The sequence below is a fragment of the Gracilimonas sp. genome (assembly GCF_017641085.1).
GTDB lineage: Bacteria > Bacteroidota > Rhodothermia > Balneolales > Balneolaceae > Gracilimonas.
The window spans coordinates 807,307-821,663 of record NZ_JAEPPI010000003.1 but is presented as its reverse complement, the minus strand read 5'-3'; the positions used below and the strand labels follow the sequence as shown (position 1 = coordinate 821,663).

Genomic DNA, 14,357 nt, shown 5'->3' with positions numbered 1-14,357 from the left:
GTACATATTGGTCATTGGAATTTGGAGCTTGGTGCTTAACCACCTTAACTCCCATGCACCAGCTGCACCGCTTCTTCTCCCAACACATCGCGTAAACCCCGCAATAAGTCATCATTCGGTTCCACCACAAAATTCCGGACGTTCATTTTGATCGGCGCATTCGCCTCTTCACTGTAAACGGCCAGTTTAACCTGGGTGCTTCCCTTATTAATGGAAAACAGAGTTTCGATCTGCTTGAGATGGTCTTTCTGCAAGTCCGATGTTTTCAGGCTGATCCTCAGATTCAGCTGTTCCTGAAATTTCTCACGCAGATTTTCAACCCGTTCAAACGAATTCGCTATTACTTTGGGCTGACCGCTTCGCGTATCCACGGTTCCATCGATAAACAACACATTATCGGTTTGAAGAAGCCCCATGTACTTATCATAGGTTGAACTAAAAGCGATGACTTCGGTGGAATTGTTCAGGTCTTCAACCTGAAGGAAGGCAAACGGACGACCTTTTTTATCAGTCACCCTTTTTACACCGGTAATAATAGCGATGAACCGGATTTCCTGCCGGTCATTCATCTGACCAAAAACTTCATCACTGAGGTTCTGTTTTCCGAACAATCGAATTTCTTCTTTGAATCGGCTTAAGGGATGTCCACTCAGGTAAAACCCGATCAGATCACGCTCCTTATTGAGGCGTTCAATTTGAGTCCATGGGTGAACCTCCTGCAGTTTCGGCTCCTGTAAAGCTGCGCTTCCGCTTTCTCCGCCAAACAAGTTCCCCTGGTTCAGGCGAATTTCCTCTTGCTTGCGCACGGCATAAGCCAGAATGTCCTCCAGCGAGTGATGTAACTGTGCCCGGTTGGGATTCAGCGTATCGAAAGCACCGGCTATGATTAAACTTTCCAGCGTTTTCCGGTTGCAGACTTTGAGGTCAACCCGGGTAGCAAAATCAAAAATGGAGGTATAATCCCCGTTCTCTTCCCGCTCTTCCACAATATGCTGTATGGCTGAAGATCCCACTCCTTTGATAGCCGACATCCCGTATTGTACCCGTCCCTCTTTCGGACGAAATTTACCCCACGCCGTGTTGATGTTCGGAGGATCAACGGGGATGTTCATGCGCTGGCACTCTTCAATAAAAGCCGACACCTTATCGATGTTACTCATATTGTGTGTCATCACCGCAGCCATGTACTCAGCCGGATAATTGGCTTTGAAATACATGGTGTGATAAGCCACTACCGAGTAAGCCGCAGAGTGAGATTTGTTAAATCCGTAGCCCGCAAACATGGCCATCTTGTCGAAAACCTGTTTGGCGGTTTTCTCATCATATCCTTTCTCAACCGCCTGCTTAACAAACTTCTCTTCCTCAGGCGGAAGGAGTTCCGGCTTCTTCTTACCCATGATTCGGCGGAGTACATCCGCTTCACCAAGTGAGTAGCCGCCCATTCGCTGTGCTACCTTCATGATCTGCTCCTGGTAGATCATAATCCCATAGGTTGGTTCCAGCAGCTCGATTAAATCCTCGTGATCGTATTCTACTTTCTCCCGTCCGTGCTTACGCTCAATGTAATCCGGAATGAACTGCATAGGACCCGGTCGGTACAAGGCGTTCATGGCAATCAAGTCGTTGATGCTGGTCGGCTTCAGGTTTTTGAGGTGCTTGCGCATCCCGTCACTCTCAAACTGGAAAATCCCGGCCGTTCCGCCCTGCTGAAAGACTTTGTAGGTGGCTTCATCATCCAGCGGAATGTCATCCAGGTTGTATTCCTTGCCGAAATTCTCTTTCACATAACCGATGGCTGTTTTCAGAATAGACAGGGTTTTCAGCCCTAAAAAGTCCATCTTTAGCATACCGGCATTTTCGATTACACTGCCGTCAAACTGCGTTACATAGAGATCTGCATCTTTGGCCGTACTGACCGGAATGTATTCGGTGAGTTTATCGGGGGCAATGATAACACCGGCAGCATGAATCCCCGTATTCCGTACCGACCCCTCCAAAACGTAAGCCATTCTCAAGGTTTCCGCTTCCAGTCCTTCTCCATCTCTAATGTCGCGTAGTTCTTTTACCTCAGCAAAAGCATCATCAAGTGAAGTTCCGGGTCGTTCCGGCACCAGTTTAGCGATACGGTCAGCATCGGCCAGCGGAAGGTCGAGCACCCGGGCAACATCCCGAACTGAAGAACGTGCTGCCATCGACCCAAAGGTGATGATATGCGCCACCTGATCTTTGCCGTATTTATTTACCACATATTCGATGACCCGTTGTCGCCCGTCATCATCAAAGTCAATATCGATATCGGGCATAGACACACGTTCCGGGTTCAGGAAACGCTCAAAAAGCAGATCATACTCCAGTGGATCGATATTGGTAATCCCGGTGCAATAGGCTACTACCGAACCCGCGGCAGAACCCCTTCCCGGACCTACGTAAACGCCCATATCGCGAGCAGCAGCAATAAAATCCTGTACAATCAGGAAGTACCCGGCGAAGCCCATTGCCTGAATAATGCCGAGCTCCAGTTCAATACGTTCCTCCACCTCATCGGTCATTTCCTCGTAGCGTGGCTTGGCTCCTTCATACGTCAGGTGGCGCAGGTAGGCATCTTCGGTATCAAAACCTTCGGGAAGCTCAAAGTTGGGCAGAATCACATCCCGCTCCAGCTTAATAGGCTCAATTTTATCAACAATATCCTGAGTGCTCTCGATGGCGGAAGGCATGTCCACAAAGAGCTCCTTCATCTGATCCTGCGTCTTGAAGTAGAACTCATCATTCGGGAATCCATAACGGTAACCACGGCCTCTCCCTTTGGGTGTGCTCATCAGTTCGCCATCATCAATACAAATCAGGGCATCGTGGGCTTTGGCGTCTTCTTCTTCCAGGTAAAACACGTTGTTCGTGGCAACCAGCTTTACCCCATACTTTTCAGAATAAGATTTAAAGACCTCATTCACCCGTTTTTCTTCTTCCAGACCGTGATTCAAAACTTCCAGGTAAAAATCATCCCCGAAGGTATCCATCCACCACTGCAATTCTTCCTCGGCAAACTCTTCCCCTTTGTTAAGAATCAGGTCGGCCAGCCAGCCCCGCACTCCTCCACTCAGGCAGATGATATCTTCCGCATACTTGGCAATTGCCTCTTTATCAATCCGGGGATACTTATAGTAATACCCTTCCGTAAAACCAATGGAGCTTAATTTGGAAAGATTTTTATACCCGTTCATGTTCTTGGCAAACATCGGGATTTGATAGCGCCGGTCTTTATTATCGCGGGTGAATTTCTTCTGAAGCCGGTCCTCAACCACATAAAACTCACAACCAATAATTGGTTTGATATCCGCAGCATGGGCCGCTGCCGCAAAGGCAAAAGCACCGTACATATTTCCAAGGTCGGCCAGTCCAACTGCCGACATCCCCTCATCCTTAGCTTTGGCTACTAATTCTTTAATTCCGGCTGTTGCCTGAAGTACCGAAAACTTGGAGTGATTGTGAAGATGGGTAAAAGTCGCCTTCTCAATTAGCTCAGCATCAACTCCGTCTTGATCTCCACTTTTTTTTTGAGCCGCTTTTTCTTCGTTGGTTTGCTTGGTCTTGAAGCGGGACGGGGAAACGAGATCAATATACTCTTCCCGTTTTATATAACTCTGGGACGACTCATACAGCTTCGCATCCATCGGGAAATTGACCTTGGTCGCACCAATTCTGACCATCTCCAGGAAACAACGGGCGGTAGCCTCTACATCAGCGGCGGCATCGTGGGCGTCTTCAAAGCCTTTATCAAATAAAGCATGATGCAATTCCCCCAACGACGGCCATTTGTAATTACCCCCGCGTCCACCCTCGATTTTAGCTACATCCGTACCGTCATCTTTGGTATCAATCTTGGGCTTGTCGATAATGGCAGATGGAATTTTCTTCCGAAGGTATTCCGCCCCCATAATCTTCTCATCAAAACTGACATTATGCCCGATCAGAAAATGCGCTTTGTTGATATCCTTCGAAAACTCTTTCAGCACAAACTCAAGATCCACCCCTTCTTCATTTGCCCGCTCGGTGGAGATGCCGTGAATTTTTTCTGAGTTGAAAGGAATGGTAAACCCTTCCGGCTTCACGATATAGTTACCACTGTTGATAAGCTTTCCGGTATGATCGTGAAGTTGCCAAGCAAGCTGAACCAACCGGGGCCAGTTATCCAAATCGGTGATGGGAGCAGAAAAGTCGTTCGGTAAACCGGTGGTCTCGGTATCAAATATCAGATACATATACGTGCATTAGCTTCGGGTAAAACTTCAGGATGAATATACAATTCTTGCCCGAGCAAAACCGACCAAGTTGCCAACGGGTTTTCCACAATTTTTAAAACTTCACGTCAAAAGATGTATATGATTCATCACTTTTCTCCTCTTCCACATCAATGCTTTGCACATACGCTGAGCGCGGGCCTTTTTTGCACTTCTCGATGAGCTGATCTACAAGCTTCTCATCTCCTTCGAACACGGCTTCGACGCGACCGTCCGGAAGGTTCCTGACCCAGCCTTTTACCCCAATCGAACGGGCTTTGGTTTTTGTGAAATGCCGAAAGCCTACCCCCTGAACACGCCCGGATAAGAAAATATGTTTCTTCACAAATCTACCTTTTTGTATTTAATGTTCTATTTTAGGTCTGCTAATATTATAAAAAGGTTTCTTTACCTTAGAGTTCAATTATTATACAAAGAATATGACCTTAACCCAGCTCTCATACATCGTTGCTGTTGACAAACACCGGCACTTTGCCACTGCAGCTCAAAAAATCTATATCACCCAGCCTACTCTCAGCATGCAAATTCAAAAGCTGGAGGATGAATTGGGCGTACTTATTTTTGACCGCTCAAAAACACCGGTAGTTCCTACCGCAATGGGGGAAGAAATTATTGAGCAGGCCAAGCTGATCTTAAGCGGTGCCAAACATATTGAAGATATGGTTGCCGTTCAGGGCGATAACCTGAAAGGCACATTTCGGGTAGGTATTATCCCAACCATAGCTCCCTATCTGGTTCCCCTTTTCCTGAAGTCTTTTGTGGATACCTATCCTGAAGTTGAACTTATCTTTGAAGAAGCGTTGACCGCCGAAGTCCTGAAAGGCCTCAATGAAGACTATTTTGATGTAGGCATCATAGCCACGCCTACCGATAAGCATATGTATGAGAAAGACTTGTTTCTGGAGCCTTTTCTGGGTTATGTAAGTGTGGATCATGAACTGGCCAAAAAAGACAAGCTATGCATTGATGACCTGTACAAAGAAGATCTTTGGTTACTAAACGAAGGACATTGCTTCCGGGATCAGACCATCAAAATTTGCAAGCAGAACAACGAGAAGCTGAATAAAGCACCCATCATTTTTGAAAGCGGCAACCTTGAAACACTCAAGCGACTGGTAGAACAAAACTTTGGAATTACCCTGATGCCCTACCTCGCCATGAATGATTACGACACAAAGTGTGCGAACGGGGTGGTTAAGCAATTTGAAGACCCAATCCCTTCCCGAAAAATAAGATTGGTGTACAGCCGCGAGTTTTTAAAGAAGAACCTGATCGAAGCTTTTGCTGACCTTATCAAGCAATCCATCCCCGAAGAACTGGAATCTCAGGAAGAAGCGATGGTTATTGAATAATGGAACACAGCTTAACGCTCTGGATCATTTTCAATATTTTTATTGTAGCTATGCTGATTGTGGACCTGATGGTCTTCAATCGCAATGAACACGAGATCACCATTAAGGAATCACTGATCTGGACGGGAGTCTGGATTTTCCTGGCTTGTGTTTTCGGAGTTGGGATTTACTTCTATATGGATCCGGCCAGCTCCCTCGACTACTTCACCGGCTACCTGATTGAAAAATCCCTCAGCGTGGATAATATCTTCGTATTTATCCTTGTTTTCTCCTATTTCGGTGTACCGGCTAAATACCAGCATAAAGTACTTTTTTGGGGAATTTTCGGGGCACTCGTGCTTCGCTTTCTGTTCATCTTTTTAGGTGTAGCTCTTATCGAACGCTTTGAGTGGATCGTATATATTTTCGGTGCCTTTCTGGTGTACACCGGAATCAAAATGGCATTTGAGATGGAGAAAGAAGTGCACCCCGAGCGCAATCCGTTGTTAAAACTAACCCGCAAATTTATTCCCGTTACCAATAAATTTGATGGCCCTCATTTCCTCACCCGCGTTGATGGCAAACTGATGGCTACCCCGCTTTTCGTTGTGCTTATTGTGATTGAAACCACCGATGTGGTTTTCGCCATCGACTCCATCCCGGCCATCCTCGCCATAACCACCGACGAGTTTTTAGTGTACAGCTCCAACGCCTTCGCTATTTTAGGCTTGCGTGCACTTTACTTTGCCTTAAACGGAGTAATGAAGCTTTTCCATTACCTGCACTACGGGTTGGCAGCCATCCTATCTTTTGTAGGAATAAAAATGCTGATCGCCGAATTCTACCACGTTCCCACTCCCTGGGCATTAGGTTTTGTTGGCTCAGCTCTGATCGCTTCGATCGCCGCCTCCATATTCTTCCCCAAAGAAGACAAGGAAATGCCCAAGGCTCCGGAAGAAGAGTAGTTCTCTATCACTTCAAAAATCGATCATCCGGTTAACCGGTCAATCGCAATTAATTAGATTTATGAATGATCGATAGACCGATTAGCGATCGGCGAAGTCGACAACATCATGGCAAGTATGAATACCCGTGCCGCAGTTTCCAGAGGAAATATTTTTCCAGGAATACTTTGGTGAAATCGAAGAGGACATTCGGGATCATGATGGCAATTTTGCGTGGTTTGAACAGCGTGTTACTGAAAATCAGCACTTCTTTCTCACCTGCATCCATTACGCATAAGCCGGCAATTTTGCCCCATGGCTTTTCTTCCTGTTCATCGATACCACGGATCACATTCACCACATTGTTAGCTACTATTTTACCGGTCACATCACTCGGATATCCTGTTTTAGGTACACTAAATGGAATTTTACCGGGCTGGAAAGGCGCAGTAACATTTACAGCTAATCCGGCTGCCCATACATTCTCAATGGTTTCGTGCCTGTAAGTAGGTAAAGTCGGGATGAATCCATTTTCGCCGGCATTCAGGCTTTGGGATTTTTCAATCAGGTCAACTCTGGTAAACGGAGGCATGAGCATGGTAAAGCGAGACTCAATTCTGGTTCCATCCGACAGTTCAACAGCATCTTCAAATACTTCTTTGACGCCCACCTCAGTATGATAGGTTATGTGAAACATGTCCATAAATTTGCGAAGCATAGTTTCACCACCCGGCATTCCTTCAATACCAAAATGTCCAAGAAATGGCTCCGGAGTTATCCAGTGAAGATCTACTTTCTTCCTGATTTTCTTATCCCGCAACCATTTTTCAAGGTTGAATAGAAATTCATAGGCGGCTCCCATACAACCGGCTCCCTGTGTTGCCCCAACTACAATCGGGCCAGGATTCTTCACGAACTCTTCGAGCTTTTCGCGGGTCTTCATGGCTCCCGTTGGAGTTCCGATGTACAAGCCATGTTCTTTAAGTCCGGGTACGGCATCGAAACGAACTTTTGGTCCGGTAGCTATAATCAGGTGATCATAGGGGGAACTCTCCGTGTTCTGTGTACACCACTTCTGCTTCTGTATCAATTCTTGTGGCGGTATCCAGGACAAATTTCACCCCTCTTTTTTCCAAAACTTCTTTTCTGGAAATTGAAATGTCTGAAATTTCTCTGCGACCGGTTGGTACCCAGATCAGGGATGGGATATACAGGAAATCGGGATTGCGATCAATCAGCGTGACCTCAACTTCATCTCCAAGTTTCCGTTTGATTTCAAGTGCAGCTGTTGAACCGGCAAAATTACCGCCTACGACTAAAACTTTCATGACGACCTCCTGTCTATATAAAAGATTGGTTACTATTAAAAATAATCCGGTATATGAATTTTAGATGAAGGCCGATATACCTAGGCAGGGCTAATTATTAATCCTTTGCTACTACCTGAACGAAGCGGGTTCTTGCTATCAGTAAATACAGAGCTATTAACGAACTGATTACCATTAATCCGCCGAATACAGCAAAAATTGAAAGGATAAGACCGAGCTGTGATTCAAACGAGAGATAGAGCGGGATACTAAAAATAATGAGATAAGAAAGTGACATTACAAAAATACATGTATAAAATACCCTGCTGTGAATCTTTCTCAGATAACTTCCGCAGTGGATACATGTCATAAATCCCTGCATACGTTTTTTGAAATCGACTCCCGGGCCTGACCATTTCCAGATTTTATAGGGTTCTTCACCGCATTCCGGACAGCGCATTAGCTTAAAATCACCTTTAACTCTTGGTTGTGTAAACAGTTTAAACAATGCATAAATACAGATAACAAGCATGAAAGCTGAAATGATCAGCTCCGGGATCGTATAGTTAATTTCCGGTGGCATGTCACTGTATATTTGAGCCTCTTTTAATACTCCTGTCAAAAGCAGTATGCCCATATTATTCAATACCATAATACTCATTATACCTCCGAATTTGTTTCTCCTAAAAAAATAAGAAAAGCTTTGAGAGTCAATTTGCAAGATTTTATGAGTTGGGTTAAGTCCCTTTACTAAAATTATCAGCCACTATTTTGGGAAGCAGCTATGTACTATGCGGTTTAACCCCTGATACGAATAAAGTAATTTAAAAGGCTCAGTTATAGAATTCAGAAGGATACTCCACAACCCCATGAACATCCTTAAGGGCACCCGGTTCAAGCTCAATAGCCATGCAGTTTTCGGGTGGTATATCGAAAGGAAGGCTGATATCAAAGTCCATACAGGGACGATAACCGAAGCGGGGATAATATCCGGCATGACCTACTAAAATAACGGAAGTAAAACCCGCATCCCGTGCAGCCTTATGCCCGGCTTTGATCAGCTGACCGCCAATCCCTTTTCCCTGATAGTTCGGCAGAACGGTAACCGGGGCCAGAGCCAACGACTCCCACTCCTCTTTTTCACTTTTGATTAGAATTCGTGTAAACAAGATATGACCAACAATTTCATTTTCCCATTCAGCCACCAGGGACAACTCCGGGATGAATGCCTCAGAGCCCCGAAGCCGCTCCACCAACAGGTGTTCGGTTTGATCGCTGTACTCCTCTCCTTCGAAAGCCTTTTTGATAAGCTCAAATACATCAGAATAGTCAGCTTTGGTTTCTCTTCGGATGGTAATATTCATATAATTTTTTTGATGAAGATAATAGAAAAGTTAAGTCTCCTTCCGAAAATAGACTTCAACATCATAACTAAGTCATGCGTCCTCTTTCCCTGGCGCATACCTTCCGTTTCAGCAAGGACACTGATTGAAATCTAAGGCATAGACCAGCCAACATCTTATTCACAAAGTGCGTTAGGGAAAGAGACAGAGATAGGGTCAGGCGGTTGCAGAAAGGCCCCATGAAGTTCTTTTCAGCTACTTCTTCTTTACCAGCCTCGCCCCACCCAGGATAACGGCAACAACTCCAACCACCAGCATAATAATGGCATTGGTAGAACCAGACCCGCCAAAGGCCTGATCAAGTTCTGAACCGAACGAGTTGTATTCCTGATATCCAAAATAAAGAAGAAGTCCGCCGGCAATAAGAAGTGCAGTAGCAACAATACGATTCATAAAAGAAGTATTTATTAAAGTTGTACCCTATCTAAGAATTCCGGGAAACAAGCGCAATAAGGATTTAGCTGAAGTGATTGGTTTTTTACCTGTCTCAATATTCATACATCACAATTCCTGACAAGAAAAACAGAAAGCACCCTGCCACGAACTGTCACCCGCTCTTCTTAGTTTAGTGTATGGAGGAACTGGAACTCCAGTGGGTTAAGAGGAGATTCAGGATTAACCGGGACGACTTTTTTAAGAAAAAAGCATTTGACAGGTCATCCTGAGGATACCTCCGAAGGATCTTAACTTGAACAACTTGTGAAGATTCTTCGCTTTCGCTCAGAATGACTAAACAAAACACATGCTCAAAATCATCAAAGCCGGAAATCATGGAATACTGCTGCCCCAGCTGGGTATCGGGCTGGATTATAGCGGCAAACAGGCAGAGCATGTATTTGTATCTCACGGCCACGCTGATCACATTCCATGGAGCTCCAATGCCGAAGCGGTGTATGCGACTGCACCTACTAAAAAGTTCATGAAACTTCGGGGAGCCAAGTACGGGGTGCAGGAACTACCATTTAAGCTATCTATAGAAACTGAGAACACCAGGGTTACCTTCTACCCGGCCGGACATATACTCGGCTCCGCCATGACCTTTGTGGAAAGCGATTTTGGCAACCTGCTCTACACCGGCGATTACCGAACTCCACCCTCTCCCGCCACCGAAGGCTTCGAACTCCCCGATGCTCAAATCGACAGCTTTATAACCGAGGCAACCTTCAGTCTGCCCGTGTACCGCTGGGCTGATTATGAAGAGCTGAATGCTGAAATCACCGGCTTTGCTCAATCTGCTTTGGATGAAGGTTATACTCCGGTCTTTCTGGCATATAATCTCGGCAAGGCGCAGGAAATCATGCATTTGGTGAAGGATTTGAATCATCCCATGCAAATACATGGCGCCGGGTTTAAACTCTGTGATGTGTATGAAGAGGCAGGCATCGATCTGGGTAATTATGAAACCTATGACCGGGAGACTTGTGAGGGAAAAATCCTGATTTGTCCGAGTTCGGCCATCAATAATGGTTTTGCATCCAACGTCCGCAGGAAGCGAATTGCCTACTGCAGTGGATGGGCTGCGATGGAGTCGAGACGCAGTCAGCTTACGGTAGATAAATTAATCCCTATTTCCGATCATCTCGACTTCTTTGAACTTATTTCTCTTTGTGAACAGCTTCAGCCCAAAATGACCTATATCACTCACACGCCCAATCCGGATGTGGTAAAGCATTATCTGGACCAGCGAAATATTCCGTCACAGTTTTTAGATATGGAGGGAGAACAGGATGATTAGGGGAATTCAAAAATTAAAATTTAAAATAAAAAATGGGGCAACAGTGGCTAATCCAGTAAAGATACTTGAATCTACTTCAGCTGCTTTAACTGCACCGACAACAATTTTAAATTTTTCATTATTAATTTTGAATTTTACAAGATCATAAACTCGTGGCAAACTCAAACATCCATACCTTCCACACTTTGGCTGACATCGCCCAGCAGATCAATCAGACGCGGGGGAGTAATGCCAAGATTAAAATCTGTGCGGAATATTTTAAGTCGCTGGATGAGGAAGACCTGAGACGGGCTGCCCGGTTTTTAGGGGAAGGGGCTTTTTCAGATGTATCAGGGAAACGGGCTTCGGTGGGAAGTCGCACCTACTCTACCCTGGCTGCTGAAATTTGTGAAATTGATTACGAGAAGGTGTTCAAGCCTTCCAAAACGGCAACCGGTAGTTCTTCTGAAACCATCGAGAAGTTATTGCACAACATCCCGGAAGCTCGGGCAAAATGGACGGCCGAAAACCTGTCGCTGGAACAAGTGGAAGATCTATTCAACCGTCTCTGTGAAGTCTCTTCCCGGGCCGATAAGCAGGAAATCCTGAAGGAAGTCTGGCTCCAAATGACTCCGCTTGAGGTGAAATACTTTCTGCGGATTATGGGTCGTGGTTCGTTGCGCATTGGGTTTGAATCCAAAAGCATTGTTTCGGCTATTGCCAAAGCTTTCGGCCACAAAGTGGATGAAGTCCGTTATGTGCATATGATTACCGGAAGCATCGGTAAAACGGCCGTACTTGCTAAAAATAACCGCCTTGATGAGGCAAAGTTCACGCTTTTCCAGCCCATTGCCTTTATGCTGGCCTCCCCGATTGAAAGCAGGGCTGTAGAGGATTACAGCACCTATATCGCTGAAGAAAAATTTGACGGCATGCGTTGCCAGCTGCATGTATCAGGTGATAAGATTCAGATTTACTCCCGTGACCTGAATGAAATCACCCATTCCTTCCCGGAAATTGTGGAATTCTTTGCAGAAAGAGAATTACCGGAGCTGGTGCTGGATGGAGAAATCTGCGTATTCAAAGATGACACCATCCTTCCCTTCCAGCTGCTACAAAAACGCATGGGATTGAAAAAGCCTTCAAAGAAAATACTGGAACAGTATCCCTGCCTGCTTATTTCTTATGATGTGTTATTCTACGACGGGGAGCCCATCTTCGACCTTAGCCTCACAGAGCGACGAACATTGCTGCAGAGGCTCTCCGAAAAACATAATCTTCCCATCACCACGCAACAGGAAATAGAATCCAAGGCACACATTGAAGAACTATTTGAGCTGGCCCTCGCCCATGGCAATGAAGGGTTGATGCTGAAGCAAAAGGATTCCAGCTATGAGTACGGGCAGCGAAGGAAGTCGTGGCTGAAGGTAAAAAAGCCCGGGGGTTCCATTGATACCATCATGATGTATGCCCATGCCGGAAGCGGTAAACGTGGCGGTACTTACTCTGATTTCACCCTTGGAGTTTCGGTTCGGGACGATGAGCGGTACGAAGAAGAGTTCATCCCTATTGGCAAAGCCTACGGTGGATACAGCGATGATGAACTAAAGAGGATGAACGATCGCATCAAAAAAATCACCGCAGAGAAATACGGGCCGACTCTGGGTTTGTATCCGGATATTGTGGTGGAACTGGAATTTGATGACATTCAGGAAAACAAGAGAACAAAGGCCAATTACACGCTTCGGTTTCCCAGGTTCAAGGCCATAAGGTGGGACTTATCTCCCGGTGATGTGGATACCCTGAAAGATGTGGAGCGGCTGTATCAGAAAAAGATAAATCAGCAGCGGCTGAAACAGGATAAAAATCCTTCCTTCACAATTAAACGCGAAGACTAATACTCAATTACATCACTTTCTTTGACAGCAATAACTGTCAAAAAAGATTTATGAGTGGTGTATCTCCTTACATTATAGATACCGTTATAAATCAGGTTGGATTTGAAATAGGTAATTCCCCCCGACTGAGTATAGTCACCTTCTTCCAGCTGTCGTTCAATGGATTGAACGGAAATGCGAATAGCCTTGGTCAGATCCTGAAGAGCGTTATTCTTAGCTTTCATCCATGCCAGACTTGGGTTGTAGGAAGTAGCCCGGGTTTTACCAACAGCGAACCATGTATTCCCTATTTTCTGAGGGGCTACAAATAATTCTGATAGCGATGGAATTTTTACATTTATCGGGTCTGCATAATTTGTAGTTCCTACAACACAAACTGCTTGTTCATCAATGATGACCGAATCTTTTTTAACGATTCCATCACCAAAAGTTAGTACTGTGTCTCTGATACTTAGTTCAGGAAAGTTATACGTTGAATAATCGTTGGTTTGAAACTCTTCGATATACACCGACATAAACAAGTTGCTATTCAACTCATCAAGTGCCTTTTGGCAGGCATCTTCAAACTCTTCTTCTGCTGAATAGGAATAAACCGGTTCAATTCCGAATCCATGTACGGTATCAGATTGATAGATCAGAACGGGCTGTTCGTCTTCATCTAAAAAAAAAGTACTCTGCGAAAACAAGTTTCCACAGAGTACTAAATTTATAAGAACAGTCTGAATTAAAAGTATGTGACTAAATCTCACGAAAACTCTATTTCGAATTTAGTCTTCTAATTCATGAAGTTTGTTTTGCAGTTCTTCAAACGCTTTGGAAGCTTTAAACTTGGTGTAAAGCTCTTCGTCTTTAGAAAGTGCATTTTCAAGTACGGAACGAGCCTGACCTACCGGCATACGAACCAGTACATAACAACGCTGGTTTACGTTACCACCGGTTACTTCAGGATTTAGTTGCTCACACTCGGCACGGTCGCGGGTAACACCATTCATCGTGTTGTTCACGAGCTGCTCGCTGGCACTTGAGAAAGTAGCCGCGTAGTTGGCATTGGGTCCGCTTTGCACTTCTTCTTCAAAAGATTTTTGAAGGGCAGAAACTTTTACTTCCAGTTTCTGAGCCATAGCTGTGGTAGCGTTGCTTTGAGCCATTCTAAGTGCAGTTCCCTGACGGCTGCTTTCAGCTTGCCCGGGTGCATAGAAGTATTCTTCAGTATCGTTAGGTGGCACCATGATCCAGTTAGGCATTGAGCTCTGGCTGGTTACGGCTTTTTCGCCCCCGCAAGAAACCATGAATGTAAATGCGAATAATGTTAAAAGAATAGATTTCATTTTCATATCAATTACCCCTTTGTGGTATTATTTGGTTTCGGGAATAATAAAATGAAATATCAACCAACACAAATCTTTTTAATTTGACTATCACACTATTTTGTTCAATTTTTGTCGTATATACTACTAAAAGT

At 45.0% G+C, this 14,357-nt stretch carries 13 protein-coding genes; 4 read left to right on the top strand and 9 right to left on the bottom strand.

Annotation, left to right across the window (positions count from 1 at the left end; translation table 11 throughout):
- Nucleotides 1-44: 44 nt before the first annotated feature.
- Together dnaE and JJ941_RS14580 are read right to left on the bottom strand one after the other, a co-directional pair.
- Nucleotides 45-4,259, bottom strand: a complete 4,215-nt coding sequence (gene dnaE, locus JJ941_RS14585; protein ID WP_290966775.1) for a DNA polymerase III subunit alpha — start codon at nt 4,257-4,259, stop codon at nt 45-47.
- 94 nt (nt 4,260-4,353) lie between these two features.
- Nucleotides 4,354-4,623 carry an acylphosphatase gene (locus JJ941_RS14580; protein WP_290966772.1) on the bottom strand — a complete coding sequence of 90 codons (270 nt, stop codon included), beginning with the start codon at nt 4,621-4,623 and terminating at the stop codon, nt 4,354-4,356.
- Nucleotides 4,624-4,717: 94 nt separating this feature from the next.
- Between JJ941_RS14580 and JJ941_RS14575 the strand changes: the two genes are divergently transcribed.
- Both JJ941_RS14575 and JJ941_RS14570 read left to right on the top strand, forming a co-directional pair.
- The gene (locus tag JJ941_RS14575) at nt 4,718-5,650 is read left to right on the top strand and encodes a hydrogen peroxide-inducible genes activator (protein ID WP_290966770.1); all 933 of its coding nucleotides are present in this window, start codon (nt 4,718-4,720) and stop codon (nt 5,648-5,650) included.
- The gene (locus tag JJ941_RS14570; RefSeq protein WP_290966767.1) at nt 5,650-6,594 is read left to right on the top strand and encodes a TerC family protein; all 945 of its coding nucleotides are present in this window, start codon (nt 5,650-5,652) and stop codon (nt 6,592-6,594) included. The genes JJ941_RS14575 and JJ941_RS14570 overlap by 1 nt, the downstream gene beginning before the upstream one ends.
- Before the next feature lie 106 nt (nt 6,595-6,700).
- On the opposite strand, the gene JJ941_RS14565 is transcribed toward JJ941_RS14570, so the two are convergent.
- From JJ941_RS14565 to JJ941_RS14545, 5 genes are all read right to left on the bottom strand, one after another.
- Nucleotides 6,701-7,663, bottom strand: a complete 963-nt coding sequence (locus JJ941_RS14565; RefSeq protein WP_290966765.1) for an FAD/NAD(P)-binding oxidoreductase — start codon at nt 7,661-7,663, stop codon at nt 6,701-6,703.
- Entirely contained in the window at nt 7,611-7,901 is a 291-nt protein-coding gene (locus JJ941_RS14560) for an FAD-dependent oxidoreductase (protein WP_290966762.1), read from the bottom strand. Before JJ941_RS14560 ends, JJ941_RS14565 begins: the two co-directional genes overlap by 53 nt.
- Before the next feature lie 97 nt (nt 7,902-7,998).
- Nucleotides 7,999-8,541: a hypothetical protein gene (locus tag JJ941_RS14555; protein ID WP_290966759.1), complete on the bottom strand. Its 543-nt coding sequence runs from the start codon at nt 8,539-8,541 to the stop codon at nt 7,999-8,001.
- Between the two features lie 172 nt (nt 8,542-8,713).
- Nucleotides 8,714-9,244, bottom strand: coding sequence for an N-acetyltransferase (locus tag JJ941_RS14550; RefSeq protein ID WP_290966755.1), 531 nt, complete (start codon nt 9,242-9,244; stop codon nt 8,714-8,716).
- A 234-nt stretch (nt 9,245-9,478) separates the two neighbouring features.
- Nucleotides 9,479-9,676, bottom strand: coding sequence for a DUF3185 family protein (locus JJ941_RS14545; RefSeq protein ID WP_290966752.1), 198 nt, complete (start codon nt 9,674-9,676; stop codon nt 9,479-9,481).
- A 349-nt stretch (nt 9,677-10,025) separates the two neighbouring features.
- On the opposite strand from JJ941_RS14545, the gene JJ941_RS14540 reads away from it, so the two are divergent.
- Both JJ941_RS14540 and JJ941_RS14535 read left to right on the top strand, forming a co-directional pair.
- Nucleotides 10,026-11,018: a hypothetical protein gene (locus JJ941_RS14540; RefSeq protein WP_290966749.1), complete on the top strand. Its 993-nt coding sequence runs from the start codon at nt 10,026-10,028 to the stop codon at nt 11,016-11,018.
- A 152-nt stretch (nt 11,019-11,170) separates the two neighbouring features.
- Nucleotides 11,171-12,895 carry an ATP-dependent DNA ligase gene (locus JJ941_RS14535; protein ID WP_290966746.1) on the top strand — a complete coding sequence of 575 codons (1,725 nt, stop codon included), beginning with the start codon at nt 11,171-11,173 and terminating at the stop codon, nt 12,893-12,895.
- Here the strand turns inward: JJ941_RS14535 and JJ941_RS14530 are convergent.
- Together JJ941_RS14530 and JJ941_RS14525 are read right to left on the bottom strand one after the other, a co-directional pair.
- Nucleotides 12,892-13,581 carry a hypothetical protein gene (locus tag JJ941_RS14530; protein WP_290966743.1) on the bottom strand — a complete coding sequence of 230 codons (690 nt, stop codon included), beginning with the start codon at nt 13,579-13,581 and terminating at the stop codon, nt 12,892-12,894. The two genes, JJ941_RS14535 and JJ941_RS14530, sit on opposite strands and share 4 nt — an antisense overlap.
- An 81-nt stretch (nt 13,582-13,662) precedes the next feature.
- Nucleotides 13,663-14,223, bottom strand: coding sequence for an LPP20 family lipoprotein (locus JJ941_RS14525; protein WP_290966740.1), 561 nt, complete (start codon nt 14,221-14,223; stop codon nt 13,663-13,665).
- Between the last annotated feature and the right edge of the window lie 134 nt (nt 14,224-14,357).

What these genes read in the sequence shown, in the direction of transcription:
- JJ941_RS14555 (WP_290966759.1), bottom strand. Translation starts at nt 8,541, where the DNA reads ATGAGTATTATGGTATTGAATAATATGGGCATACTGCTTTTGACAGGA.
- JJ941_RS14570 (WP_290966767.1), top strand. Translation starts at nt 5,650, where the DNA reads ATGGAACACAGCTTAACGCTCTGGATCATTTTCAATATTTTTATTGTA.
- dnaE (WP_290966775.1), bottom strand. Translation starts at nt 4,259, where the DNA reads ATGTATCTGATATTTGATACCGAGACCACCGGTTTACCGAACGACTTT.
- JJ941_RS14525 (WP_290966740.1), bottom strand. Translation starts at nt 14,223, where the DNA reads ATGAAATCTATTCTTTTAACATTATTCGCATTTACATTCATGGTTTCT.
- JJ941_RS14550 (WP_290966755.1), bottom strand. Translation starts at nt 9,244, where the DNA reads ATGAATATTACCATCCGAAGAGAAACCAAAGCTGACTATTCTGATGTA.
- JJ941_RS14545 (WP_290966752.1), bottom strand. Translation starts at nt 9,676, where the DNA reads ATGAATCGTATTGTTGCTACTGCACTTCTTATTGCCGGCGGACTTCTT.
- JJ941_RS14560 (WP_290966762.1), bottom strand. Translation starts at nt 7,901, where the DNA reads ATGAAAGTTTTAGTCGTAGGCGGTAATTTTGCCGGTTCAACAGCTGCA.
- JJ941_RS14540 (WP_290966749.1), top strand. Translation starts at nt 10,026, where the DNA reads ATGCTCAAAATCATCAAAGCCGGAAATCATGGAATACTGCTGCCCCAG.
- JJ941_RS14575 (WP_290966770.1), top strand. Translation starts at nt 4,718, where the DNA reads ATGACCTTAACCCAGCTCTCATACATCGTTGCTGTTGACAAACACCGG.